Origin of the sequence: Actinomadura harenae (genome assembly GCF_003696215.1) — a bacterium.
GTDB classification, from domain to species: Bacteria; Actinomycetota; Actinomycetes; order Streptosporangiales; family Streptosporangiaceae; genus Spirillospora; species Spirillospora harenae.
The window spans coordinates 74269-98691 of sequence record NZ_RFFG01000008.1 but is presented as its reverse complement, the minus strand read 5'-3'; the positions used below and the strand labels follow the sequence as shown (position 1 = coordinate 98691).

The following is a 24423-nucleotide window of genomic DNA, read 5'->3' as shown; positions in this document are numbered from 1 at the left end:
CATCGGGAAGATGGCCTGCGTGCGGGGACGTGTCGGAATCGGGGGACTGCTGGCGGTGACCGCCGTCGGCGAGCTGACCGGCCACGGTCACGGCACCGGCACGCTGCTCTACGCGCTGCTGCTCTGCCTGTTCACCACGTTGCCGTTGGTCATCCCGCATGTCCCGCTCGCGGCCGTCGCCGTGTCCGGCGCGTGCCTGACCTCCCTCGCCGCGACCGGCGGCCTCACCTTCTCGGGCTGCGCCGCCCTCCTCATCACCCTCCACCTGCTCGGACGGGACGGGACGTACGCGCTCGCCGCCGTCCTCATCGTCCCCTTCGCCGTCTTCGCCCTGCTCCCGCATCCCGGCCTGACCGCGCGCGTCGCCGCCGTGCTCGCGCCCGTCGCCGCCGGGGCCGGGCTCGTCCGGTGGGCGCGCACGCAGGCCGAACGGCAGACCGCCGCCGAGCAGACCATCGGCGCGACCCTCCTGGAGAACACCGCCAAGAGCGAACGCGCCCGCATCGCCCGCGAACTGCACGACGTCGTCGCCCACCACATCTCGATGATCGCCGTCCAGGCCGAGACCGCCCGGCTCGCGACTCCCGGCATGCCCGCCGACGGCGCGAAACGCCTGCTCGGCATCGGCGACACCGCCCGCAGCGCCCTCACCGAGATGCGCCGCCTCCTCGGCGTCCTCCGCGAGGACGCGGGCGACGGCGAGCAGGCCGCCCGCAGGCCCCAGCCCGGCCTCGCCCAGCTCGTCGGCCTCGTCGAGGAGACCCGCGCCACGACCGGCTCGACCGTCCGGCTCATCGTCAGCGGGCCCGTCGCGCCCCTGGACCCCGGCGTCGAGCTCACCGCCTACCGGATCGTCCAGGAGGCCCTCACCAACGCCCGCCGCCACGCCCCCGGAACCGCCGTCGACATCGAACTCCACTACACCCCGGACGCCCTCGAACTCCGCGTCCGCGACCTCGGACCCGGCCCCCGCGACGACGTCCGCCCCGACGCGCACGGCCTGCTCGGCATGCGCGAACGCGCCGCCACCGTCGGCGGCGACCTCCGCACCGGCCCCGCCCCCGGCGGCGGCTTCCTCATCGAAGCGACCCTCCCCGGACGGCCCGCGTGACCATCAGCATCGTCGTCGCCGACGACCACGAGATCGTCCGCTCCGGCTACGCCGCCCTCCTCGGCACCCAGCCGGACTTCGCCGTCGCCGGGACCGCCGCCGACGGCGCCGAGGCCGTCCGCCTCTGCGCGACGCTCCGCCCCGACGTCGTCCTCATGGACGTCCGCATGCCCGGCATGGACGGCATCGAGGCCACCGAACGCCTCCGCGCCGCCGACCACACCCCCCGCGCCGCCGGTCACATGCCCCGCGTCCTCATCCTCACCACCTTCGAGCTGGACGAGTACGTCTACGACGCGCTCGCCGCCGGGGCCAGCGGCTTCCTCCTCAAGGACGTCACCGCCGAACGCCTCTTCGAGGCCGTCCGCGTCGTCGCCGCCGGGGACGCCCTCCTCGCGCCCGGTGTCACCCGCCGCCTCGTCGAGGAGTTCGCCCGCTCCCGCCGCCGCCCGAGGACCACGCCGTCCGCGCTCGCCGCCCTCACCCCGCGCGAGACCGAGGTGCTGCGCGCGATGGCCGAGGGCCTGTCCAACCCGGAGATCGCCGTCCACCTGGTCGTCAGCGAGGAGACGGTGAAGACGCACGTCAGCCGCATCCTCGGCAAGCTCGGCCTCCGCGACCGCACCCAGGCCGTCATCGCCGCCTACGAGTCCGGCCTGATCGTCCCCGGCGCGTGACGGTGTAGCGGGCACCACCACCGACACGGGGCCGCGCCCGGTCGCCGCGTCGAGCACCGGGTCCTAGCGTCGAAGGTGTTGATCAAGAACGCTCTCACCAGGAGATTCACCGTGCGCAAACCCGCATTCCTCGCCTTCGCCGCCGTGGCCCTGACGTCCGTCGCCACCGCCGTCCCGGCCTCGGCCGCCGCTCCCTCCACGTTGCAGCGGGACGCGGACGCCCTCCGCGACCTCGGCGTCACCGGCGTCCAGGTCCGCGTCACCGGGCCGGACGGCCGCTCCCGCGTCGTGACCAGCGGCGTCGCCGACGTCCGGACGAAGCGGCCCGTCCCGTCCAACGGACGCTTCCGCGTCGCGAGCGTCACCAAGACGCTCACCGCCACGACCGTCCTGCAACTCGTCGGCGAGGGGCGCCTCTCCGTGGACGACACCGTCGAGCACGTCCTGCCCGGCGTCGTCCAGGGCAACGGCAACGACGGACGGAAGATCACCATCCGGAACCTGCTCCAGCACACCAGCGGCCTGCACGACGACATGCCGTCGATCGACTCACCCGAGTCCTACGCCCTGCACCGCCTCGACACCCACACGGCCGAGGAACTCGTCGCGCGCTCCATGAACCACAAGCCGGACTTCGAGCCCGGCAAGGGCTGGCACTACTGCAACACCGGCTACCTCCTCCTCGGGATGGTCATCAAGAAGCTCACCGGCAACCCCTGGGACACCGAGGTGCGGAACCGCATCCTGCGTCCCCTCGGCATGGACCACACCACCTTCCCGGGCGAGTCGCCGCGCATCACCGGCCCGCACGCCCGCGGCTACCAGCTGTTCGAGACCGGCGGCCTCACCGACGTCACCGAGAACCGCGACAGCGCGTGGGCCGGGGCCGCGGGCGGCCTCATCAGCACCACCGCCGACCTCGACCGCTTCTTCCGCGCCCTCGACGCGGGCCGCCTCCTGCGCCCCGCCCAGCAGAGGGAGCTGCGCCGCGGCGTCCCGGTCCAGGGCCCGCAGGCCGTCGTCTGGCCGGGCGCGACCGACGGCCTCGGCCTCTTCTCCCGCCCGCTGACCTGCGGCGGAAGCTACTCCTTCCACCCCGGCGACATCCTCGGCTACAAGACCCGGAACGCCGTCACGTCCGACGGCCGCCGCAGCGTCGTCATCTCCATGTCCACGATGCTCGAGGACAGCCTCGACCACACCGTCCAGCAGGAGGACGCCGTCTCCGCCCTCATCGAGAACGTCCTCTGCACCACCCGCTAAAGCTCGACGCCCAGGAACTCCAGGAACGCCGCCGCGGGCGGGCTGGGCCGGTGACGCGACCAGATCAGGCGCTCCACCCGGCCCGGCGCGTCCCGGACGCACACCGTCCGCACACCCCACAGCCGCTGCGCGTAGTTCGCCGGGAGCATCCCGACCGCCAGCCCCTGCCGGATGATGTCCGCGATGAAGTCGGGGGACGTCACCTCGAACGCCACGTCCCGCTGGACGTCCGCCGCCGCGAACGCCTGGTCCGACTGGGACCGGCCGATCGTCCCCGCCGCGAAGTCCACGAACGTCTCGTCCGCCAGGGACGCCAGGTCGGTCTCCGGCACGTCCGCGAGCCGGTGGTCGGGCGCGACGACCGCGACCAGGTTGCCGTGCTCCAGCTCCAGGTCGCTCACGCCCTTCGGGACGCTCCCGGGCAGCATCCCCAGGAACCCGATGTCGAGCGCACCGTCCTTGACCTGCTCGATCAGCTCCTCGCTGATCCCCGCCCGCAACGTGATCCGCACCTGCGGATACATCTTCCGGTACCGCTTCAGCAGGGACGGCAGGTCCACCGCCGCCACCGTCGTGATCGCGCCGATCGCCAGCCGCCCCCGGATCTCCCCGGACGCCGCCGCCACCTCCGCGCGCGCCCGCTCCGCCGCGTCCAGCGCCTGCCGCGCCGCGGGCAGGAACGCCTCCCCGGCGGGCGTCAGCCGCACCCGCCGGCTCGTCCGCTCGAACAACCGCGCCCCGAGCTCCCGCTCCAGCCGCGCGATCTGGTGCGACAACGCCGACTGGACGACCCGGCACCGCTCCGCCGCCCGCGTGAACCCGCCCTCCTCGGCCACCGCGACGACGTAACGCATCTGCTGAAGATCCATTCGATCAATCTACAATCGCGATCGATCTGATGAAAAGAATGCGTTGGACTCATTGATCTTTTCGGAGGCATCCTCTTGGCATGGCGATCACGACTCACCGGCCCGCCCCCCAGCAGGCGGCGGCCGAAGGCGGCGGCCTCAGCCGCGGGCTCCTCCTCCTCATGGCCGTCGCGACCGGACTGACGGTCGCGTCGAACTACCTCCCCCAGCCCCTCCTCCACCTCATCGGCGGCTCCCTCGGCCTCAGCACCGGCATGGCCGGGCTGATCGTCACCGCCGCGCAGGTCGGCTACGGCATCGGCCTGTTCCTCCTCGTCCCGCTCGGCGACCTCTTCGAACGCCGCCGCCTCGCCGTCACCCTCTACCTCCTCACCACCGCGTTCCTGCTCATCTCCGCCGTCGCCCCCAACGGCACGGTGCTCCTGATCGGCACCGCCCTGACCGCGCTGACCTCGGTCGCCGCCCAGGTCGTCGTGCCCTTCGCCGCTTCCCTCGCCGCCCCCGCCGAGCGCGGACGCGTCGTCGGCACCGTGATGATGGGCCTGCTCCTCGGCGTCCTGCTCGCCCGTACCGTCTCCGGCGCCCTCGCCGAGATCGGCGGCTGGCGCACCGTCTACTGGGTCCAGGCCGGACTGATGCTCCTCATGGCCGTCCTGCTCCGCCGCAACCTGCCGACCCTGCACACCCCGGCCGGCATGACCTACCCGAGGCTCCTCGGCTCCATCGCCACCCTCATGCGCGAGCTGCCCGTCCTCCGCTGGCGGATGGCGGTCGGAGCGCTCTCCTTCGCCGCCTTCTCCGCCCTCTGGACGTCCCTGACCTTCCTGCTCTCCAGCGACGCCTACGGCTGGAGCGAAGGCGCCATCGGCCTCATGGGCCTGTTCGGAGCCCTCGGCTCCGTCGTCGCCAACGTCGCCGGACGCCTCGCCGACCGCGGCCGCGTCCAGCTCGTCACCGGCGTCGGCGCCGTCGTCTACCTCGTCTCCTGGCTGCCCCTCGCCCTCGGCGGCCACAACCTCGCCTGGCTGATCGTCGGCATCATCGCCCTGGACATGGCCCAGCAGGCCCTCCTCATCAGCAACCAGAACGTCGTCTACGCCCTGCGCCCCGAGGCCCGCAACCGCATCAACTCGGCCTTCATGACCGGCAACTTCGCCGGCGGCGCCGCCGGCTCCGCCCTCGCCTCCCTCGCCTGGATCCACGGCGGCTGGTCCTCCGTCGCGATCCTCGGCGCGGCCCTCTCCACCGCCCTCCTCGCGGCCTGGCTCCTCGAACGCCTCACCACCCGGTAACCCCGGATGCGACCCCCGACCAGCCGATGTCCCATCCAGCGGCGCTGCGCCCGGCCCACCCGGCCCGCAGCGCCGCGAACCTTTAGGCCCACCGCAGCCCGACCCGACGCCCCACCGCATCGATCCCGGTCACGACCACACCGACCTCTTCCCCCGCCTCGGGAACGTCCGCCATCTCACTCTCGTGGACCAGGCCCTCGATCCCGTCCGCCACCCTCACGAACACCCCGAACGGCACGCGCAGGGTGACCGTCCCCCTGACGCCCTGCCCCACTTGAACCCGCCGCGCGAACTCCTCGAACGGATCGGGTGACAGAGCCCGCAGCGACAACCGCGCCTCACCGTTGTAGGTGTCGACCCCGAGGAAGGCGCACCTGATGCGCTCGCCCACCGAGACCACCTCGGTCGCGTCGTCGAACCGCCGCCACGACAACTCGGGAATCGTGATGAACCCGACCCCGGGGTACACGGGATGCGGCGGCCCATCGTCCAACGCCACGAACACGCCGAACGACTCGATCGACGCCACCACCCCCGAAACCACCTGCCCCGGACGCAGCCCACCCAGAAACCGCCACAACCAGGCTTCGTCCCCCCGAGCGCTCCCATTCCGCATGCCGACATCCAACCCCGTGGATCCCGCAGCCGGTAGGAGCCGAAGAAGGGGTCAGGCGTCCAGCACCAGGTGCTCCCACACGCGGACGTCGAACGCGCCGCCCTTGACGTTGATCGTGAAGAACGCGCTTCCGGAGTCGCGCTCTTCCACCACGTCCGCGCCGAGGAAGCGGCCCCAGCGGTCGAAGGTCTCGCGGACGGCCGCCTCAGTCCCCGTGTCCGGTTCTCCCTGCAAGACCCGGCGGGAGCCGTGGTAGGGGAGCCACCAGTCCAAGGCGGGGAGATCCTCGGCGAGGAACGTCCCGAGGGTTCGCACGGCCTGAAGCTGGCGGCGACGGATCGCCGCGGCCCCCTCGCCCGTCAGCGGTGGCGCTTCTTCCACGGGACGGCCGCCGACCCCGAGCCACCGCCGGGGCGCCCACTTCCCGCACTCGATCTCGATCCCGTCCCACCTGACCTCGACCTTGGCGCGAACGTGCGCGAAGGACCGCTCCACCACCAGCGGAGCCTCCAGGAACTCGGCCCAGGGTTCGAGGAACGCCCGCAGCTGCCGCTCGTGCTTGCAGTCCTCGCTCTCCCCGAGCAGGCTCCCGTCCGCCTCGACCTGCCAGCGAAGCGGCGGCAGGTCATGCCGCAGGAATCCGCCCAGCACCTCCACGGCTCGTGCCTGATGGACGAGCGACCCACGAAACCCACGATTCACACCTCCACTCAACACCCCCCACCCACACCCTTCGGTCACGATGCCTCCATGACGTTGGCGACGGTGTTCACGGAGCTTCTCGGGGTGCGGCATCCGATCGTGCTTGCCCCCATGGGCGGGTCGGCCGGGGGCGCGCTGGCCGCGGCCGTCTCGCGCGGTGGCGGGCTCGGCATGCTGGGGTCCGGGGACGGCGACGCCGAGTGGCTCGCACGGGAGGCCCCGATCGTCGCCGGGCAGGGGCTGCCGTGGGGCGTGGGGTTTCTGACCTGGCGGGTCGACGTCCAGGGTGTGGAGCGGGCGCTGGAGTACGACCCGGACGCGGTGATGTTCTCGTTCGGGGATCCGGGGCCGTTCGCGGACGTCGTGCACGACGCGGGCAAGACGCTGATCGTCCAGGTCACCGGCATGGACGAGGCGCGCCGGGCCCTCGACGTGGGCGCGGACGTCATCGTCGCGCAGGGCACGGACGCGGGCGGCCACGGAGCCAGGCACGGGCGAGGCACCCTACCGTTCGTCCCCGCCGTGGTCGATCTCGTCCAAGGGGCTCAGGTGCCGGTGCTGGCGGCAGGCGGGATCGCCGACGGACGCGGAGTGGCCGCCGCGCTCGCCCTCGGCGCGGACGGAGCCCTCATCGGGACCCGCTTCCAGGCGACCCGCGAGGCCCTCGTCGATCCGGACGTCCGAAACGCCATCGTCGACGCGAAGGCCGAGGACACCAGGCGCAGCGGCATGCTCGACAGGCTGCGCCGCTCGCCCTGGCCCGCGCGCTACACGGCCCGCACGCTCGCGCATCCCCACCTCGACAGACATCGCGGACGCGAAGAGGGCGACATCGCCCGTGACCGGCGGGCCCAGCGCGACTACCAGCGTGATCTCGACCAAGGCGCCATCCCCGCGATGCCCGTCTGGGCGGGGGAGGGCGTCGACCTCATCCGCGACGTCCCGTCCGCCGAGGAGCTCGTCAGGACGCTCGCCGCCGAGACCGAAACCGCCCTCGTCCGAGCCGCGCGGGGCCCGCGAGGCAGAATGGTGGGATGAAGGACGCCTTGCTGCCTCGTTCGCTGGCCAGGTTCAACCGGATCGTCACCAACCCGCTCCAGGGCCTCTGGGCCCCGTATCTGCCGCCCTACGCGGTGATCGTGCACCGAGGACGGAAGTCCGGACGCGAGTACCGGACGCCCGTGGTCGCCTTCCGCCACGGCGACCAGCTGGTCGTCGGCCTGCCGTACGGGGCCGACAGCGACTGGGTCCGCAACGTCCTCGCCGAGGGCCGTGCCGGGGTCGAACGGCTCGGACGCCTCCGGCGCCTGGAAGACCCGCGCGTCGTCGACGCCGACACCCCGCCCGACGAGCTGCCGGGCATGGCGCGCCGCCTCGTCCGCCGCATGGACGTCCTCGTCGCCGACATCCGGCGGGACTAGGACGGAGCGGGCCCGAACATCGGCCGGATCCCCGCCACGATCTGCCGGATCATCGGGCGCTGCTCCGCGGGCGACCGCCCGCGCAGGTTCAGCACCGGGTCGATGCCGTCGTAGTACGGCGCCAGCGCCAGGAACGGCAGCGTCATCAGCAGGAAGGACGCCAGGACCTCGACGTCGGCGTCCGGATGGATGTCGCCGCGTTCCCTCCACAGCTTCAGCGCCGGGTCGATGACCTGGAGGTAGTGCTGGTTCGCGGTCTCGCGGATCACCGACCGGACGCCGTTGTCGAGCTCGAAGTTCGTCGCCGCCGTCACCCCGCGCTCCAGTGGATGGTCCGCGTAGAACTCCGACCACTCGCACAACGCGTCGAACAGCCAGCCGTCGAAGGGCTGCTCGAAGTCGAGGCGGGCGATGCGCCGTTCCATCTCCTCGCGGATCCGCCGGGACGCCTCGTCGCACACGAACGCGAAGAACTCCAGCTTGTCGCGGAAGTACTGGAACAGCGAGCCCTTGGCGATGCCCGCCTCGCGCGCGATGGTGTTCAGGCTGCCGGTCGAGTAGCCGTGCTCGCCGAACTCGCGCATCGCCGCCTCGAGCACCCGCTCGCGTTTGGCGACGTTCAGGCGGAACCATGTGGAAGTCGGCATCGGCCGTCGGCTCTCCGAAATGATCACTGGGGGTGTCAGATCACGGTGACGCGACGGTCAGCGTAACCGCCCCGCCACGTCCGCGACACCCGATCCCCGATCTTCCGCAGGCCCTGTCCCCAGGGGCTTTGCGGCCGATCGGGCCGCCCCCGCGCCCGCCGCCCGCGTCGTCGCAGGTAGACGCCGTGAAAGCCGGGAAGGATCAGTCGGCGAGGCGGAGCAGGATGCGGAGGACCTCGTCGATGATCTCGGACGCGCCGGACGCCGAGTCCGCCAGCGCGATCTCCCGCCCGGCCTCGCCGATCACGGTCGTCAGCACCATGCTGAGCACGGCCGTCGCGCGGTCGCCGCCGTCCTCGCGGCGCAGCAGCAGCCGCGTGTTGCGCTCGATCCAGCGCTGCGCCCGGCCCCGCCGCATCAGCGAGAACCCGGACGGCCCCTCACCGGCGTGGAACAGCCGCGCGGCCGACCGGCGCTCCCAGCACGTCTCCAGGTAGGCGCGCGCCCCCGCGACGAACTGCGCGATCGGGTCGTCCTCCCCGGACGAGCGCGCCTCCGCGACGGCCTCGGCGGCCCGGCGCTCCTGCTCGCCGGAGAGCTCCTCCCACAGCGCCAGGTACAGCCCGGACTTGCCCCCGTAGTGGTGGTACAGGCTTCCGACGCTGATCCCGGACCGTTCGACGATCTCGGCGATGCCCGCGTCCGCGTAGCCGCGGTCGGCGAACACCTCCTGCGCGGCGTCCAGCAGCGCGCGCCGGGTGGCGTCCGCGCGCGCCCACTGCCGGGACGCCGGCGCCCCACCGTTCTGCATCGTCCGATCGTCTCAGTACCAGTGGTGCGCCGACCACCAGGACCAGGCGCCACAGGGGTCGTGATACCGAGCCTTGATGTAGGCAAGACCCCAGGCGATCTGCGTGGGGGAGCTGTTCTTCCAGTCGGGGCCCGCGTCGGCGAGCTTGTCGGCGGGGAGCGCCTGCGGGATCCCGTACGCGCCACTGGACGGGTTGGTGGCGTGCTGGTCCCAGCTGGACTCGTGGTCCCACAGGGTCTCCAGGGAGTCCCAGCAGTTGCCCCAGCCCTTCATGGCGCTCATCCTCTTGCCCCACGCCTTGTTCTGCTTGGCGCTGGGGTTGGACTTGGCGAGCCGTTCGCGCTCCTGCTGGAACTTGAGCTGCGCGCGCGCCTTGGCGTCCCGCTTGGCCTTCTCCTTGAGTGCCTTCAGCCGCCGCTGCTGCTCCTCGTAGGCGTTCTTCTTCGCCTGCGCGATGACCCCGGCCGCGACCGGGTCCATGCTGGACGACGACAGCCGGGCGAGCATGTCGTTCGTCGAGAACGCGCCGCCGGCGGCGGCCTTCGGCGGCTCGCCGGGCCCCATCCATTTCGGGATGACCCAGACCATCGCGCCGAGCATCGCGGCGATGCCGACGAGGGTGATGGTGACGTTGTGGGTGAGGATCCGCCAGGCCTTGCGCACCTTGCCGGGCGGACGCTCCCAGGGGTCGTCGCCGGAGAACTCCGGATATTCCGCCGGATACTCGTCCGAGCGTTCTTGGGAGCGCTTCGAGGAGCGTCCGGACGAGCGCCGCTTGCCACGCCGCGGGGGGCGTGACGAGGACGACGGGGGACTCGTTCGGGTCGGTGCCATGCCCATACCTTGCCGCAAGGTCGGAGCGGGTCGTCCGTCAATCCCCTGGTACGGCGCCTGTGTCGCCCTGCTCACACCCGCGGAGAAGAGGCCGGCCGCGCTCAGATCTCCAGGTCGCCGAACGCCAGGCGCGCGGGCTGGAGCGACTCGAACAGCGGCCGGTGGAGCCCGGCGAGGCGGCCGAGCGGGCCGTCCGGCGACTCGAGCGCGACGTTCACCCGGCCCGCCAGGTCGCGTCCGGACGGCGTGATGACGACGAGGGTGGCGCGCCGGTCGCGGGGGTGGCGGTTGCGGGACACCAGGCCGTCCGCCTCGAGCTGGTCGACGGTCAGCTTCACCGAGGTCGGGTGCAGCATCAGGAACCGGCCGAGGGTGCTGAGCCGGGCCCGTCCGCCGGACGTCAGCGCCAGCGTCGTCAACAGGAAGAACCCGGTGCGGCTCAGCCCGCGCGGCTCCAGCTCCTCGTCCAGCGCCTTCTTGATCAGCTGGTAGAGGCGTCCGACGGAGCAGATGGCCATGAACGGCCACGGCTGGCCGGGCAGGCCCTGGCCGTCCCAGCGGTCATGGATCCCTGTCTCCAGCGGGTCGGCCGGAGGGGCGTCGGGCGTCGCCGGACGAGCGCCGGACGGGACCGGACGGCCCTCGTCCGGCGAGGCCGGACGGCCCGGGAGCGGCGCGGCCGCCGGGGCCGCGGGGCCGTCGAGATCTTGGTGCACCAGCAGATCCTAGCCCCGGACCCGACGGGAAGTAAGTACTCGCTTCTTAGACCTTTTTCTCATAGAGTGCTCCAGATCACAGGCGGTGCCGGTGTGTCCGTGTGATGCTGCTGCCACCTGTGTGCTGTACCCGTGCTCGACCCTGAGTGTGCTCGACCCGCGTGTGCCCGACCGGACCACCCTGTGCTCCATCGGACGGCCCCCGCCGCCCGAACACCCCAGGAGGCACGAATGCTCCGTCGCCCCGGCCCCCCGGGGGCGAGATGGCCCTGAGCCTCACCGGCGTGCCGGATCTCGCCCGGCGGCGCGCCGCCCGCGCACTGGACGAGACGGGCCTGCTGTGCGTCACGTTCCTCGAAGGGCTCCGCCGCACCTGGGACGTGCGCCAGTGGTGGGGCGAGTTCATCGAGCAGTGCTGGTTCCTCGCCCGGGTCACCTCGATCCCCGTCATGCTCATCGCGATCCCGCTCGGCGCGACGATCTCGCTCCAGGTCGGGGACATCGCCCGGCAGCTCGGCGCGGCGTCCGCGACCGGGGCGCTGCTGATCGCCGCGATGGTCCAGCAGGTCGCGCCGCTCGCCGCCGCGCTGCTGGTGTCCGGGGTCGGCGGCTCGGCCATCACCTCCGACATGGGCGCCCGCAACATCCGCGACGAACTCGCGGCCATGGAGGTCATGGGCATCAACCCGATCCACCGCCTGGTCACCCCCAGGCTGTGGGCGGCCAGCACCGTGTCGGTCCTGCTCGCCTCGGTGGTGATCGTCGCCGGAACCCTGGGCGGCTACTACTTCAACGTCATCCAGCAGGGCGTCAGCCCCGGCGCGTTCTTCGACGGCGCGACGACGCTCCTCCAGTTCCCGGACCTGGTGATCACCCTCTTCAAGGCGTGGGTGTTCGGGTTCATCGCCGCCGCGGTCGCCTGCTACATGGGCATGAACTGCGACTACGGCCCGGTCGGCGTGGGACGGGCGGTGAACCGGGCGGTCGTGGTCACCTCGATCGTCGTGTTCGCCTCGAACTACGTCCTGACCACGATCTACCAGGTCCTGTTCCCCCCGAGGTTCTGAATGGTCGCCATCTCCCCGGTCCGGCGGATCGGCCGCGCGGTGCGCGGCCGGACGGCGAACCTGTCCGCCTCCTTCAACCTTCCGGTCTTCCTCGGCCGCGTCCTGTACGGGCTGCTGTTCGACATCATCCTCAAACGCAAGTACGGCCGGACGCTGGCCAAGCAGGTCAGCGACATCACCGTCGGCGTCGGCGCGCTCGTCATCGGCGGCGGCATGATCTTCGTGATCGCGACGATGTCGCTGGCCACCGGCGCGATCGTGGGCCAGCAGGGCTATCCCGGGCTGGAACGCATCGGCGCGGAGGCGTTCACCGGCCTGGTCGCGTCCTACTCCAACGTCCGCGAGGTGACCCCGATCATCGCGGGCGTCGCGCTGGTCGCCCAGGTCGGGACGAGCTTCACCGCCGAGATCGGCGCGATGCGGATCTCCGAGGAGATCGACGCCCTGGAGGTCATGGGCATCAACTCGCTGGTCTACCTCGTGTGCACGCGCGTGGCGGCCGGTGTCATCGCCCTGGTGCCGCTCTACCTGGTCTCACTGTTCATGGCCTTCTGGGCCACCAGGTTCATCTCCGTCTCCGTCTACGGCCTGTCGCCCGGCATCTACGACTACTACTTCCACCTCTACCTGCCGCCGATCGACGTCCTCTACAGCGTGATCAAGGTGGCGATCTTCGCGTTCATCGTGATGTTCGTCCACTGCTACCGCGGCTACTACGCGGCGGGCGGGCCGGTGGGCGTGGGTGTCGCGGCCGGGCGCGCGATCCGGGAGTCCACGATCCTCATGATCCTGATGAACCTCCTGCTCAGCTACATCTTCTGGGGTCACGGCGGCACGGTGAGGTTGACCGGATGAGCGACGAGACCCTCTCCGGGAGGACCCGGACGCTGTTCGGCGCCGTGGGCGTGGGGGCGCTCGCGGTCTCCGTCGCCGCGCTGGCGCTGAGCGCGATGCCGGGAAGCGGCGGTTCGACGTACTTCACCGCCGAGTTCCACCGCGCGGGCCAGGGCCTGGACCCGGGCAAGTCGGACGTGAAGATCCGCGGGATCACGGTCGGGACCGTCCAGAAGGTGAAGCTCGACCGGGACGGCCGGGTGACCGTCCGGATGCGCGTCGACAAGGGCGTGCGGCTGGCGCAGGGGACGAGCGCGCGGATCGAGCCGGTGTCGGTGTTCGGCCCGAAGGACCTCGTCCTCGACCTCGGCAGGAACGAGACGACCGGCCCGTACCTGAGGAACAACGCCGACCTCGGGCAGGGCAAGGACCCGGTCGAGCTGTCCGACACCGCGTGGCCCGCCTACAACCTCACCAAGGCCATCAACCCGGACGAGCTGGCCACGATCCTGCACACCTTCTCCGCCGGGCTGGACGGCCAGGGCCCCGCCCTCCGCCGTGCACTCTCCAACGGCGCGAAGGTCATCGACGCCACCGACCAGGACAAGGCCCAGCTCAAGACCATCATGGACAACGTCGCCGGGCTCGCCCCCACGCTCGCCTCACGCGGCGGGACGATCAACCAGATCGTCGGCGACGTCAACCGGATCGCGCCCGTCGTCTACGACCGCCCCGACAAGATCGACCAGATCCTCGACGGCGCGAGCGAGCTGACCGGACGCGTCGGGGACTCGCTCCGCGACCACGGCGGCAACATCGGCAACCTCGTCGACGGCGCGGGCGACGCCGCCCACGTCGTCCACGGCCAGCAGAAGAACATCCCGGTGCTGCTGGACGACCTGAACGGCTTCTTCACCCTGCTCGTGAAGGTCATCAAGGTCCCGGGCCCGAAGGGCACGATGATCGCCAACGTGGTCGGCCCGCTCCCGGTCGACCCCTGCAAGGTGTTCATCGACATCTGCGCCGTCACGCCCACGACCACGGTGTTCGACCAGAAGGCCAACGTGGACCAGAAGAACGACGGCCTGAAGCGGGTGACGCGCCGGTGAGCCCCCGCATCCGCCTGCGCGGGAAGGCCGCCCGCGGCCCGGACTACGCGACCACGGCGAAGTTCCTGGTGTTCGTCGTCGTCACCGGGATGCTGACGTTCTTCATCGGCCAGCAGATCCTCGGCACGAGCTTCAACGCCCGCTACAAGCTCACCGCCGAGTTCGACGACGTCACCGGCCTGCTCACCGGCGACCAGGTGAAGGTCGCGGGCACCCCGGTCGGCCAGGTGAAGAGCATCAAGGTCAAGCAGGGCCGGGCCGTCGTCGGGATGGCCGTCGACAAGGACCTCAAGCTCCCCGACGACTCGACCGCCGCGATCCGCTGGCGCAACGTCCTCGGCCAGCGCGTCGTCTACCTCGAACCCGGGCAGAGCTGGACGATGCTGCGCGGCGGCGCCCGCGTCCCGCACACCCGGTCGGTCGTCGACCTCGGCGAGGTCGTCAACGCGATCCAGCCGCTGGTCAACAACCTCGACCCGAACCAGCTGAACCGGATCCTGTTCGCGCTCTCCCAGGCCCTGGACGGCAACGAGACCGCGATCAACACGCTGATCACCAACCTGGACGGCCTGCTCCAGACGTTCGGCTCGCGCAAGCAGACCATCCAGCAGCTCATCAAGGACTACTCGGCCGTCACCGATGCCGTCGGCGTCCGGGACAAGCAGATCGCGCAGAGCGTCGACAACCTGCGCGACCTCGCGAAGGTGTTCGCCGACAACAAGCAGGTGCTGGAGAACGCCGTCGTCCAGGTGTCCGGCGTGACGACCAACCTCAACGCCGTCCTCGGCGGCAACGACGCGCAGCTCGCCCGGATCATCGACAACCTCGGCAAGTTCAGCGACACGTTCCGGATCAACGTGGACCAGCTGGAGAAGATGGTGCAGACGCTCCCGCTGCCGCTCCGGCAGCTGTTCGCCACCACCAACGGCGGCCACTTCCTCCGCACGGACGTCATGTGCCTGAACCTCGTCGAGGGCCCCTGCCCGTTCCCGATGAGACTGCCGAACGAACCGGGGAACGACGGGCCGTCCCAGCAGGACCTCGCCAAACTCAAGTCGATCCTCAACGGGGGGCGGTGACCGATGCCGCTGTTCCCCTCGCTGCGCGACGTCAACCAGAAGCTCGTCGCCGTCGCGACCCTCGGCGTGATCGGCGCGGGCTGCGTGTTCGCGTTCGCCGTCGGCCAGCTCCACCTGTTCGACCAGGGCTACGCGATGAGCGGCGCCTTCACCGACACCGCGGGCATCAAGAAGGGCCAGGACGTCAAGGTCGCGGGCGTCAAGGTCGGCCGCGTCACCGGCGTCCACCCGAGCTTCAGGACCGGCACCGTCATCGTGTCGTGGCAGGTCGACAAGGGGATCGACCTCGGACCCGACACCCACGCCGCGATCGAGACGACCACGCTCCTCGGCGGACGCTACCTGCGGCTCAGCGGCCCGGTCGCCCACCCCTACATGGCGAGCCTCCCCGAGGCGCGGCGGCGGATCCCGGTCGACCGCACCCAGGTCCCCTTCACCGTCCCGGACGCCCTCCAGGGCGCGAACAACATCATCGGGAAGCTGGACGAGAAGTCCATCAGCCTCCTGCTCACCGAGATGTCGAAGATCAGGTCCCCGAACGCGGCGAAGCTGAACGAGATGCTCCGCAACCTCCAGTCGCTGGCGCGCGCGCTCAACGACTCCTACCCCGAGGTCGAGAAGCTCGTCGAGGGCTCCAAGACCATCACCGGGACGCTCGCCGCCAAGGAGGGGCAGCTCAAGGAGATCATCGACAACAGCCGGATCCTGCTGCGCGTCCTGGTCGAACGCCGCGACCAGCTCGCGTCCACGATCGGGCAGGGCAGCCGGACCGTCCGGACGCTGTCGAACACGATCTCGCGCAACCAGCGTCAGCTCGACACCCTCCTCGACAACCTGCACCTGCTGACGACCCGGCTCGCGCCGAACATGGACGTCCTCAACACCGACCTGTCGCTGCTCGGGCCGACCTTCGAGGGCGTGTCCAACGTGCGCGGCAACGGCCAGTGGATCGAGGGCGTCCTGTCCGGGCTCGGCCCGCTCCAGCCGAACGGCCCGATCTCCACGCCCATCGACCCGCCCGGTGGGAAGACCGCCGACCAGACCGGCGCGCGAGGGGGAGGCAACTGATGACCCGCAGGAAAGGCGTCCTGGCCGGCGTCTGCGTCGTGCTGGCGACCGTCCTCGGCGGCTGCTCGCTGTCCCCGGGCGGGGGCGGCGGGAACCGCGAGATGACCGTCTACCTGCCGAAGGCCCGCTCCTTCTACAAGGAGTCGAAGGTCATGGTCATGGGCGCGGACGTCGGGTCGGTCGACTCCGTCCAGACCGACGGCGACCGCATCCGGGTCCGCTTCCACATCTCCCGGGACGTCCCGCTCCCCAAGGGCGTCCAGGCGGCGATCGTCCCGCTGAACCTCGTCGGCGAGCGGAACCTCGTCCTGCACCCCGCGTGGAAGCCCGGCGACCCCAAGGAGACCTCCGACACCATCCCGATCGAGCGGACGACCGTCCCCGTCGAGGTGGACGACGCGCTGAGCTCCTTCACCAACCTCGCCAAGGCGCTCGACCCGACCAAGGTGCAGCCCGCGCTCGACCGGACCGCGAACTCCTTCAACGGCAACGGCACGACGTTCAACGCGACGCTCGAGCAGAGCGCCCGGCTCGTCCAGAACGTCGCGGGCCAGGACAAGAACCTCATCGCCGTCGCGAGCAACCTGCACCGCCTCGCCGGGGTCGTCCGGGGACGCGAGCAGGTCCTCGGCGAGATGATCCAGGACTTCAGCGCCGCCAGCCGCGTCCTCTCCGGGGAGCGCGGCGAGATCCAGGACCTCGTCCACGGCCTCGTCGACCTCTCCCGCAACGGCCAGAAACTGCTCGACAAGTACAAGGGGCAGCTGCCGGAGGACCTCGCCGTCCTCACCCGCGTCGCGCTCATCCTCAAGGGCAACGCGGCGCGCCTCGCCCAGCTCGTCAAGGCGCTCCCGACGCTGAGCGGCGCGCTCATCAACGGCTACAACCCGAAGAACAAGTCGCTGCAGATCCGCGTCGCGACCGACGCGTTCCTGCGGACGTGGCTCAAGTCGATCCTCCGGGACGACGACGTCGGCTGCCCGCTCCCCAAGCCGAACTCCAACTGCCCGTGGCCGGGCTCGGGCGACCTCACCGGAGGCCACTGATGCGCGGACGGACGCTCGCGGCCCTGCTCCTCACCCTCACGCTGGCCCTCACCGGCTGCTCGTTCCAGACGTTCGGCGCGCCCAAGGGCAAGGTCCACCTGACCGCGGACTTCGACGACGCGCAGGGCCTGGTCGCCGGGCACAGCGTCCAGATGTCGGACGTCAAGATCGGCACCGTCCTGTCGGTCAGGCGGGACGGCTACAAGGCCAAGGTCACCATGGCGATCATGGACCGGTACCGCCTGCCGCAGGGCACCCGGGCCGAGATCAAGGTGACCTCGTTGCTCGGCGAGAACTACGTCGACATGATCCTCCCGCCCGGCGGAAGCATGGACCGCGGCCCCTACCTCGCCAACGGCGCCCGCATCGGGGACGCCACCGTCCAGCCCGCGTTCGAGCAGGTCATCGGCCAGACCGGCCCGCTGCTGAAGTCCCTGGCGGGCAACGACATCAAGACCATCGTCAACGCGGGCGCCACCGCCCTGGACGGCCAGGGGCACAAGCTCAACAAGACCGTGAAGCAGACGTCCGACCTGGTGAAGCTGTTCGCCGACCAGCGCGCCGAACTCGGCGCGTCGATCGACGACTTCGCCCGCCTCGGCCACTCGCTCGCCGCGGGCAAGGACGCCCTGAACCGCGCCCCCGGCGAGATCGCCAAGACCACCGACCTGCTGAACAAGGACAAGGACAAGATCCTCAAGACGATCGACCGGCTGAGCTACGCGGCCGCCGAACTCAACGACAAGGTCCTCTCCGGACGCGTCGCCACCTTCCGCCGCCTGCTGAACGACGTCGACCCGATCATCGCCGAGCTCGGAAGCGAGCGCACCCGCCTCACCAACCTGGTGAACGGCCTCGTCTCCTTCGAGCAGAAACTGCCCCTGGCCAGCTACGACGGCAACCTGATGATGTACCCGGTCCTCCGTGTCATCTGGCCCGACGGGACCCCGGTCTTCCCCGGCCTCGGCGGTTCCGGCGGTTCCGGCGGCTCGGGCAAGAAGGGCGCCAAGAGCACCAAGGGCACCAGCGCGCTCCCGCCCAAGGTCCGCGACGCCTTCCCCTCCCTCGACTCCCTCCTGGAGCCGCCTCGATGAACAGGCGAATCGCGATCAACCTCGGGGTGTTCGGCGCCCTCGCGGTGGTCATGACGGTGTGGGCGTTCACCAACGTCGTCCGGTTCGACGCGATCGAACGGCCCTACCACCTGACCGTGGAGTTCGAGTCGTCGCCCGGACTGCACCCGAACTTCGAGGTCGACTACCTGGGGGTGCGCGTCGGGCACATCCAGCAGGTCAAGCTCGTCAAGGACCGGGTGGTGGTGCGGCTCGGCATGGACCGGGGCGTGAAGATCCCGCAGGGCGCGACGGCCGCGGCGGCGCGCAAGTCGGCGGTCGGCGAACCGGTGGTCGAGCTGACGCCCGCGCCCGGCATGGGGCACGCGCCGCCGATGCGTCCGGGCACGGTCATCCCGAAGGAGAAGACGTCCGTCCCGCCGAAGTACAGCGACCTGTTCGCGGCCGTCCTCCAGACGCTCGACGCGATCAAACCCGAGGACGCCAAGATCATCACGCACGAGCTGGCGGCCGGCTGGTCCGGACGGCAGGACTCCCTGCGCCAGATCATCCAGGGCGGCGACCAGCTCGCCGGGACGTTCGCGCAGAACACGCGGATGCTGGACGGCCTGGTCAAGGACCTCGCCCGCATCTCGACCGTCCTGAACCAGAACCGGGACGCGCTCGGCGAGGGCGTCGACAACCTCGCGTCGCTGACCGGCGCGCTCAGCCAGGTGCGCGGCGAGCTCGCCGAGCTCCGCGACCGCGGGCCCGGCCTGCTCGACTCGGTCAACACGCTGCTCGACAAGAGCGGCGACGACCTGAACTGCATGGTCGACAACCTCGGGACGCTGCACCTCAAGCGGTACGACCCGGCGATCCTCACCCACCTCGGGCAGATCTTCCAGCAGGCGCCCGCGCTGGGGAAGGTGCTGAACGGCATCATCGGCGAGAACCAGGGCCAGACGGTGCTGAACGTGGCGTTCATGTTCACGCTCAAGACCCAGGCGGCGCTCGAGTACAAGTACCCGCAGCCGCAGCCCCAGGTGACGACCCCGCCGACATGCCCGGGCGGCCGGGTGCCCGGAGCCGTCCCGCAGAAGCCCTACCAGGGCAAGAACACCGGGGAGACGCTCCCGGCGCACGACCCGGCGCTCGACCGCCCCGCGAACATCGACGCGAAGAACGCCTCGGGCAGCAGCGGAAGCCCTTCATCCGGGCCTCCGGCTTGGCTAATGTACGTCCCCCCGGTGGTCGCCCTGATGGTGTTGATCAGGGTGCTGATGGGGTCGGTGCCCGTGATGTCACGCCTGTCCCGCCTGCCCCGGCCGCGCCGCCGCCGCAGGAAGTGAGTCCATAGTCCCGCGAGGAGTGCTCCAAGTGACTGCGAAGACCACGAACCCCGGCAACGACGAGGCCGCCGACGAGGCCGCGTCGTCAGAGGCGGAGGTGGTCGCCAAGGACGACCATGAGGCCGGGGAGGCGAAGCTCAGGACGGCCCCGGCCAAGCGGAAGCGGCGCGTCCGGGTCATCGAGGTCATCGAGGACGACGACGACCTCGACGAGGTGCTCGAGGCCATCGAGTCCGGCGAACTCCTCGACGAGCAGTCCGAGGCGAAGCCGCAGCCGAAGGCGGAGAAGCCCAAGCCGCACCCCAGGCCGAAGCCCCTCCTCGTCGAGGACGAGCCCGAGGAGGAGAAGGCCGCCGAGCCCGAGGCGAAGGCGGCCGCGCAGGCGCCCCCGGACGGCGGCGGCCCCGTCCTGGAGTCCGCCTGGGGCGGCTTCAGGATGAACCGCAGGTCCGCGGTCGCGACCGTCGTGACCATCGCGCTGATGGCGAGCCTCGGTGTCTGGCAGTGGACGACCGCGTCGAACCTGTCGGGCCAGAAGCAGGAGCGGGCCGACGTGGAGAAGGTCGCCGCCGCCTACGGGGACGCGGTGTTCACCTACAACGCGTCCAACTACCAGGGCCAGATGGCCAAGGTCCAGAAGCTGCTCGCGGGCGACCTGCTCGACCTCTACAAGCGCTGCACGCTGCCGAACCTGGGCGAGAACTTCAAGTCCAACCCGAACCTGGCACTGACGTCCCGGACGAGCAGGGTGTTCGTCGGCGACGTGGACGGCAGGTTCGCGACCGCGGCGGTCGCGACCGACATCACCGTCCAGAGCAGCCAGGGCACGACGTCCGCCCCGGCGAGCCTGATCCGGCTGTCGCTCGCGAAGAGCGGCGGCTCGTGGAAGGTGACGCAGCAGTTCGCGTCCGGGGTGAACCAGCAGAGCAACGACTGCTCCGGTTCGAGCCAGATCCCGGTCAGCCCGGGCGGTCAGAACGGCCAGACCGGCAACGGCGGCAAGCCGTCCTCGACCCCCTCGGCGAAGCCGACCAACTAACCCGTCGGCGACGCCGACGACCTGACGCGTCGGCGAAGCCGACCAACGGACACGGACGCGGACACGGACGCGGGCCCGGACGGAACCGGGCCCGCCCGCTCCCCGCCTACGGCGTGACGAGAACGGGCCGGTCACAGACCCCGCGCACCGGATAGCAGGACGAACTGATCCCGCTCAGGTCGAAGCTGTACAGCGAGACCAGTGCGACGTTCGGCGAGGTCACCTTGAGCGTGACGGTCCGCCTCCTGGTCGTGTCGCAGTAGATGTTCCGGGTGGTCCGCTCCTTCGACCGACCGCCCGCGACGTACGCGAACACGTGGCAGCCGTCCGCCGCGACCTCGGTGGTCGTGAACACCGCGCGGTCGGCGTACCAGGTCACGGTGCCCTTCATCGACGACCGTCCGTACGGGACGCTGAACCGGCTGGTCTTCACGGCACCGGACCCGGACCCGGCGGACGCGGGGGCGGGGGCGGGGGAGGCGAGGCCGACCGTGGCGGCGGCGGCCAGAGCGAGGACGGCGGGTTGACCCCAGGCGCGCATGGGAGCTCCCGAGAGGTTGGGGGACTACGGGAGCACGAGCCTAGGGAGCCCCACGCGCGTTGATCAACTCGTCCGTCCGGAACCTGTGCGAGTCAGGACGGAAGGTCAGGACGCGGAGGCCGCCGGCCGTCCGCCCTGAGGGGTGGAGGCAGGGCGGGCGGACGGCGGGCGGGGCGGGCGGCCAGAGAGACGGAACGGTCTGAGTCGGAACGCTCAGAGACGGAACGGTCAGAGACGGAACGGTCAGAGGTAGCGGGCGGCGGCCTTCTCGGCGGGGGCGTCCGCGCCGGTGACGCCGTCCGGCCCCTTCGGGACGCCGTCGTCGATCCCCTCGGGGCAGTTGACCGTCACGCGGTGCATCTTGCGGCGCTGGGTGTAGTCCGCGACCGCGTAGTGCTGGGTGGGACGGTTGTCCCAGAACGCCAGCGTGCCGACGCGCCACTTCAGCCGGACCTGGAACTGCGGGTCGCGGACGGCGTCGAACAGCAGCGGCAACAGCGCCTCGTTCTCGCGCCGCGACAGCCCGATGAGCCGCGTCACCGACGACCGGTTCACGTACAGGGCCTTGCGCCCGGTCTCGGGGTGGACGCGGACGACCGGGTGGACGGACGGCGGGTTCTTCTCCTGCATGGCGCGCAGGTCCATGCGGTGGCCCTTGTCGATGGCCTTGGTGACCGACATGGTCAGGTCGTGCTCGGCGTACAGGTCGTCGCAGAGCCGCTGGAGCCAGGGCGCGAGCGAGTCGTAGGCCATGTACATGTTGGCCCAGAGCGTGTCGCCGCCGACCTCGGGGAGCATCACGGCGCGCAGCAGCGACCCCATCGGCGGGACCTTCATGAAGGTGTTGTCGCTGTGCCACTGGTCGCCGCCCTCGCCCTTGGGGTCGGTCTGGTCCAGGACGTGGACGGCGCTGCCCGAGGTGTCCATCGGCGGCATGTTCGCGGTGCCGAACCGCTTGGCGAACGCGACGTGCTCGTCGTCGGAGATGTGCTGCTCGCGGAAGAACAGCACCATGTGCCTCAGCAGGCCGTCCCGCAGGGTCTGGACCTGCTCCTCGTCCAGGGGCTTGCCGATGTCGACGCCGCTGACCTCGGCGCCGATGTTCGCGGTCATGGGCTGGAACTCGATCATGTCCTGGTGCCTCCATCGGGGGGTGCGGACGGCGGCCGGGGGCGGCGGCGCTCGCGAAGCCAAGCAATCGCTAGGTTGACTTTAACCGATGGAGGCGGACGCCTGTCCAGAGGAGACCGGGACGGACCTGGGGGATCAGCGGGAGTAGTGCTCCACGACGAGCTGCTCGTCGCAGACGACGGGGATCTCGGCGCGCTCGGGCAGCCGCGACAGCCGCGCGGTCAGCGCGTCGTGCACGACCTCGAGGTAGGGAGGGACGTGCTCGGCGTGCGCGCCCGCCGCCGCGACCTGGAACGGCTCCATCGAGCGGCTGCGCTCGGCGATCTGGACCACGTCGCCGGGCCGCACCTGGAAGGACGGCCGGTCCACCCGGTTCCCGTTGACCAGGACGTGCCGGTGCACCACGAACTGCCGGGCCTGGTAGATCGTCCGGGCGAAGCCGGAGCGCAGGACCACCGCGTCCAGCCGGCGCTCCAGGTCGACGATCAGGGCCTCGCCGGTCTTGGCCCCCTTGACCTTGGACGCCTTGGCGAAGGCGTTGCGGAGCTGGGCCTCGCGGATGTTGTACTGCGCGCGCAGCCGCTGCTTCTCGCGCAGGCGGATCTTGTAGTCGGACTCGTTCTTCCGGGCCCGTCCGTGGACGCCGGGCGGATAGGGGCGCGCCTCGAAGTACCTCACGGCCTTCGGCGTGAGCGGCAGGCCGAGAGCGCGGGACAGACGGACCTTCGGCCCGGTGTTGTTCATGGATTGACCTCCCGACGTGGGACATGCTTACTTAGGTAAGGCTAACCTACATAGTCAAGGAGGCAGGGATGCACCAGCCGAGGCCCACGGCGGCCGAACGGGCGCGGACGGCGGCCTACGGCATCGCCGGCGCGGTGCTCGTCGCCCCCGGCGTCCCCTACGACCCGGTGCCCGCGCACACCACCGACGAGAACGGCGCCCCGCTGCTCCTTATGCCCCGCAACTCACCCACTGTGGTGGCTCTCACGGGCGCCGACGATCTCCCCGCCACCCTCCGGATCAGCGACGTCGCGCCCGTCCCGCTCGCCGACCGGGTGCGCGGCCGCGCCTGGCTCCACGGCTGGGTCTCCGAACTCCCCGCGGGCGAACGCCGCGCCGCCGCCGACCTCCTCGCCCGCCTCCACCCCCGCCCCGAACTGCTCGACCTCGCCGCCGAGCCCGACCCCGCCGCCGACCCCGCCGACCCCGTCGACTCAGCCGAGTCCGCCACGTCCGACTGGACGATCCTGACCATGGACCTCGCCGAGATCGAGATCGCCGACGCCTGGGGCACCGCCGACCTCGGCCCCGAGGAGTACCGGGACGCCCGCCCCGACCCGTTCGTCGCGGTCGAGGCGTCCCTGCTCGGGCACCTGGACGCCGCGCACCGCGCCGAACTGGCCCGGCTCGTCCCCGGCGCCGAACCCGGACGGGTCCGCCCGGTGGCGCTCGACCGGCACGGCCTGTGGCTGCGCGCGGACGGCGGCGACCTCCGCGTGGGCTTCGGCGGCGAGGTCGGGGACGTCCACGGCCTGCGCGGCGCGTACCGGCGGCTGTTCGGCTCCGGCGCGTCCGGGCGCGTCAGGGGTTCGTGACCACGTACGTGCCGGGGATCCGCGCTCGGTACGTGGTCCCGCCGCGTAGGGATACGGGTCCGATGGCCGTGGAATCCCGGATGTAGGTACGGGTCGGTGCGCGGGATAGTTCTCTCACCGGCCGAGAGCGCCCCGCCCCAACGGGCAACGGGCCCCGGCCGCCGGAGCTCCTTCGCGGGGTGGGAGTTCCGGTGGGCGGTCCCTCTCCTTCCGAGGGGGCGGGCGCTCCGGTCGGGCAGCACGACTGGACGGCGAGCACGGACCAGACGTGCGGCCGTCGACAAGTGGGGTTCGGCGGCCGCATGGGGACGGGGTCGCCGCACCGGGACCGGGGGCTCTCGGTGCGGTGGAAACCCGGACGAACCGATCGGGGGATCGGGGCGTCCAAAAGAACGACGCACCTCTTCGGGGGAAGCGGGGCGTCAGGCGGAAGGACGGACCGGCGGGGGCCGGAACGTCCGCGGGGGAGGCGTCCCGATGGGGGCCGGGACGCCCCGCACGACACGCCCAGGTCGGGGGACCGGGGCGGACGGGGAGCCCGTGCTCCG

The 24423-nt window shown here is 71.2% G+C and carries 26 protein-coding genes; 16 read left to right on the top strand and 10 right to left on the bottom strand.

Features of this window, described 5'->3' with window-relative positions:
- Nucleotides 1-19: 19 nt before the first annotated feature.
- The 3 genes from EBO15_RS45150 (at nucleotide 20) to EBO15_RS06585 (ending at nucleotide 3051) form a co-directional block, all read left to right on the top strand.
- Nucleotides 20-1111 (top strand): sensor histidine kinase, encoded by a 1092-nt coding sequence (locus EBO15_RS45150; RefSeq protein ID WP_199744362.1) that lies wholly within the window; start codon nucleotides 20-22, stop codon nucleotides 1109-1111.
- Nucleotides 1108-1788, top strand: a complete 681-nt coding sequence (locus EBO15_RS45145; RefSeq protein WP_199744361.1) for a response regulator — start codon at nucleotides 1108-1110, stop codon at nucleotides 1786-1788. The genes EBO15_RS45150 and EBO15_RS45145 overlap by 4 nt, the downstream gene beginning before the upstream one ends.
- Before the next feature lie 111 nt (nucleotides 1789-1899).
- Complete coding sequence (locus EBO15_RS06585; protein ID WP_122193395.1) at nucleotides 1900-3051, top strand: serine hydrolase domain-containing protein; 1152 nt, start codon at nucleotides 1900-1902, stop codon at nucleotides 3049-3051.
- On the opposite strand, the gene EBO15_RS06580 is transcribed toward EBO15_RS06585, so the two are convergent.
- A complete protein-coding gene (locus tag EBO15_RS06580; protein ID WP_122193394.1) occupies nucleotides 3048-3920 on the bottom strand; it encodes a LysR family transcriptional regulator in 873 nt (290 codons plus the stop codon). The genes EBO15_RS06585 and EBO15_RS06580 overlap by 4 nt on opposite strands.
- Nucleotides 3921-4000: 80 nt before the next feature.
- On the opposite strand from EBO15_RS06580, the gene EBO15_RS06575 reads away from it, so the two are divergent.
- On the top strand, nucleotides 4001-5212 hold the full coding sequence (locus EBO15_RS06575; protein ID WP_122193393.1) for an MFS transporter: 1212 nt from the start codon (nucleotides 4001-4003) through the stop codon (nucleotides 5210-5212).
- Nucleotides 5213-5294: 82 nt separating this feature from the next.
- Here EBO15_RS06575 and EBO15_RS06570 read toward each other — a convergent pair whose 3' ends face one another.
- The gene (locus EBO15_RS06570; protein WP_122193392.1) at nucleotides 5295-5828 is read right to left on the bottom strand and encodes a S1 RNA-binding domain-containing protein; all 534 of its coding nucleotides are present in this window, start codon (nucleotides 5826-5828) and stop codon (nucleotides 5295-5297) included.
- A gap of 51 nt (nucleotides 5829-5879) precedes the next feature.
- A complete protein-coding gene (locus tag EBO15_RS06565) occupies nucleotides 5880-6485 on the bottom strand; it encodes a hypothetical protein (protein WP_122193391.1) in 606 nt (201 codons plus the stop codon).
- Nucleotides 6486-6578: 93 nt separating this feature from the next.
- Between EBO15_RS06565 and EBO15_RS06560 the strand changes: the two genes are divergently transcribed.
- Together EBO15_RS06560 and EBO15_RS06555 are read left to right on the top strand one after the other, a co-directional pair.
- Nucleotides 6579-7568, top strand: coding sequence for an NAD(P)H-dependent flavin oxidoreductase (locus EBO15_RS06560; protein ID WP_122193390.1), 990 nt, complete (start codon nucleotides 6579-6581; stop codon nucleotides 7566-7568).
- Nucleotides 7565-7951, top strand: a complete 387-nt coding sequence (locus tag EBO15_RS06555) for a nitroreductase family deazaflavin-dependent oxidoreductase (RefSeq protein WP_122193389.1) — start codon at nucleotides 7565-7567, stop codon at nucleotides 7949-7951. Before EBO15_RS06560 ends, EBO15_RS06555 begins: the two co-directional genes overlap by 4 nt.
- Here EBO15_RS06555 and EBO15_RS06550 read toward each other — a convergent pair.
- The 4 genes from EBO15_RS06550 to EBO15_RS06535 all read right to left on the bottom strand — a co-directional run bounded on the left by EBO15_RS06550 (nucleotide 7948) and on the right by EBO15_RS06535 (nucleotide 10959).
- Complete coding sequence (locus EBO15_RS06550; protein WP_122193388.1) at nucleotides 7948-8598, bottom strand: TetR/AcrR family transcriptional regulator; 651 nt, start codon at nucleotides 8596-8598, stop codon at nucleotides 7948-7950. The two genes, EBO15_RS06555 and EBO15_RS06550, sit on opposite strands and share 4 nt — an antisense overlap.
- 202 nt (nucleotides 8599-8800) lie before the next feature.
- Complete coding sequence (locus EBO15_RS06545) at nucleotides 8801-9409, bottom strand: TetR/AcrR family transcriptional regulator (protein ID WP_122193387.1); 609 nt, start codon at nucleotides 9407-9409, stop codon at nucleotides 8801-8803.
- A gap of 12 nt (nucleotides 9410-9421) precedes the next feature.
- Nucleotides 9422-10243, bottom strand: a complete 822-nt coding sequence (locus EBO15_RS06540; RefSeq protein WP_122193463.1) for an aggregation-promoting factor C-terminal-like domain-containing protein — start codon at nucleotides 10241-10243, stop codon at nucleotides 9422-9424.
- 101 nt (nucleotides 10244-10344) lie between these two features.
- Nucleotides 10345-10959, bottom strand: a complete 615-nt coding sequence (locus EBO15_RS06535; protein ID WP_233616017.1) for a MarR family winged helix-turn-helix transcriptional regulator — start codon at nucleotides 10957-10959, stop codon at nucleotides 10345-10347.
- A 263-nt stretch (nucleotides 10960-11222) separates the two neighbouring features.
- On the opposite strand from EBO15_RS06535, the gene EBO15_RS06530 reads away from it, so the two are divergent.
- The 9 genes from EBO15_RS06530 to EBO15_RS06490 are packed head-to-tail and all read left to right on the top strand — an operon-like array spanning nucleotide 11223 to nucleotide 20605.
- Nucleotides 11223-12026, top strand: coding sequence for an MlaE family ABC transporter permease (locus EBO15_RS06530; protein ID WP_122193386.1), 804 nt, complete (start codon nucleotides 11223-11225; stop codon nucleotides 12024-12026).
- Entirely contained in the window at nucleotides 12027-12881 is an 855-nt protein-coding gene (locus EBO15_RS06525) for an ABC transporter permease (protein WP_122193385.1), read from the top strand. It abuts the gene before it with no gap.
- On the top strand, nucleotides 12878-13969 hold the full coding sequence (locus EBO15_RS06520; RefSeq protein WP_122193384.1) for an MCE family protein: 1092 nt from the start codon (nucleotides 12878-12880) through the stop codon (nucleotides 13967-13969). Before EBO15_RS06525 ends, EBO15_RS06520 begins: the two co-directional genes overlap by 4 nt.
- A complete protein-coding gene (locus EBO15_RS06515; protein WP_233616016.1) occupies nucleotides 13966-15048 on the top strand; it encodes an MCE family protein in 1083 nt (360 codons plus the stop codon). The genes EBO15_RS06520 and EBO15_RS06515 overlap by 4 nt, the downstream gene beginning before the upstream one ends.
- A 3-nt stretch (nucleotides 15049-15051) precedes the next feature.
- Nucleotides 15052-16116, top strand: coding sequence for an MCE family protein (locus EBO15_RS06510; protein WP_122193383.1), 1065 nt, complete (start codon nucleotides 15052-15054; stop codon nucleotides 16114-16116).
- The gene (locus EBO15_RS06505) at nucleotides 16116-17162 is read left to right on the top strand and encodes an MCE family protein (RefSeq protein ID WP_122193382.1); all 1047 of its coding nucleotides are present in this window, start codon (nucleotides 16116-16118) and stop codon (nucleotides 17160-17162) included. Before EBO15_RS06510 ends, EBO15_RS06505 begins: the two co-directional genes overlap by 1 nt.
- Nucleotides 17162-18256, top strand: coding sequence for an MlaD family protein (locus tag EBO15_RS06500; RefSeq protein WP_122193381.1), 1095 nt, complete (start codon nucleotides 17162-17164; stop codon nucleotides 18254-18256). Before EBO15_RS06505 ends, EBO15_RS06500 begins: the two co-directional genes overlap by 1 nt.
- A complete protein-coding gene (locus EBO15_RS06495; protein WP_122193380.1) occupies nucleotides 18253-19566 on the top strand; it encodes an MCE family protein in 1314 nt (437 codons plus the stop codon). Before EBO15_RS06500 ends, EBO15_RS06495 begins: the two co-directional genes overlap by 4 nt.
- 28 nt (nucleotides 19567-19594) lie before the next feature.
- Nucleotides 19595-20605 carry a hypothetical protein gene (locus tag EBO15_RS06490; protein WP_122193379.1) on the top strand — a complete coding sequence of 337 codons (1011 nt, stop codon included), beginning with the start codon at nucleotides 19595-19597 and terminating at the stop codon, nucleotides 20603-20605.
- 106 nt (nucleotides 20606-20711) lie between these two features.
- On the opposite strand, the gene EBO15_RS06485 is transcribed toward EBO15_RS06490, so the two are convergent.
- The 3 genes from EBO15_RS06485 to rpsD form a co-directional block, all read right to left on the bottom strand.
- On the bottom strand, nucleotides 20712-21146 hold the full coding sequence (locus EBO15_RS06485; protein WP_122193378.1) for a hypothetical protein: 435 nt from the start codon (nucleotides 21144-21146) through the stop codon (nucleotides 20712-20714).
- Between the two features lie 243 nt (nucleotides 21147-21389).
- The gene (locus EBO15_RS06480; protein ID WP_122193377.1) at nucleotides 21390-22277 is read right to left on the bottom strand and encodes a TauD/TfdA dioxygenase family protein; all 888 of its coding nucleotides are present in this window, start codon (nucleotides 22275-22277) and stop codon (nucleotides 21390-21392) included.
- A 135-nt stretch (nucleotides 22278-22412) separates the two neighbouring features.
- On the bottom strand, nucleotides 22413-23021 hold the full coding sequence (gene rpsD / locus EBO15_RS06475; RefSeq protein ID WP_122193376.1) for a 30S ribosomal protein S4: 609 nt from the start codon (nucleotides 23019-23021) through the stop codon (nucleotides 22413-22415).
- Between the two features lie 68 nt (nucleotides 23022-23089).
- Here rpsD and EBO15_RS06470 point away from each other — a divergent pair, with 68 nt between their 5' ends.
- Nucleotides 23090-23875, top strand: a complete 786-nt coding sequence (locus EBO15_RS06470) for a DUF2470 domain-containing protein (protein ID WP_122193375.1) — start codon at nucleotides 23090-23092, stop codon at nucleotides 23873-23875.
- The last annotated feature ends 548 nt before the right edge of the window (nucleotides 23876-24423 follow it).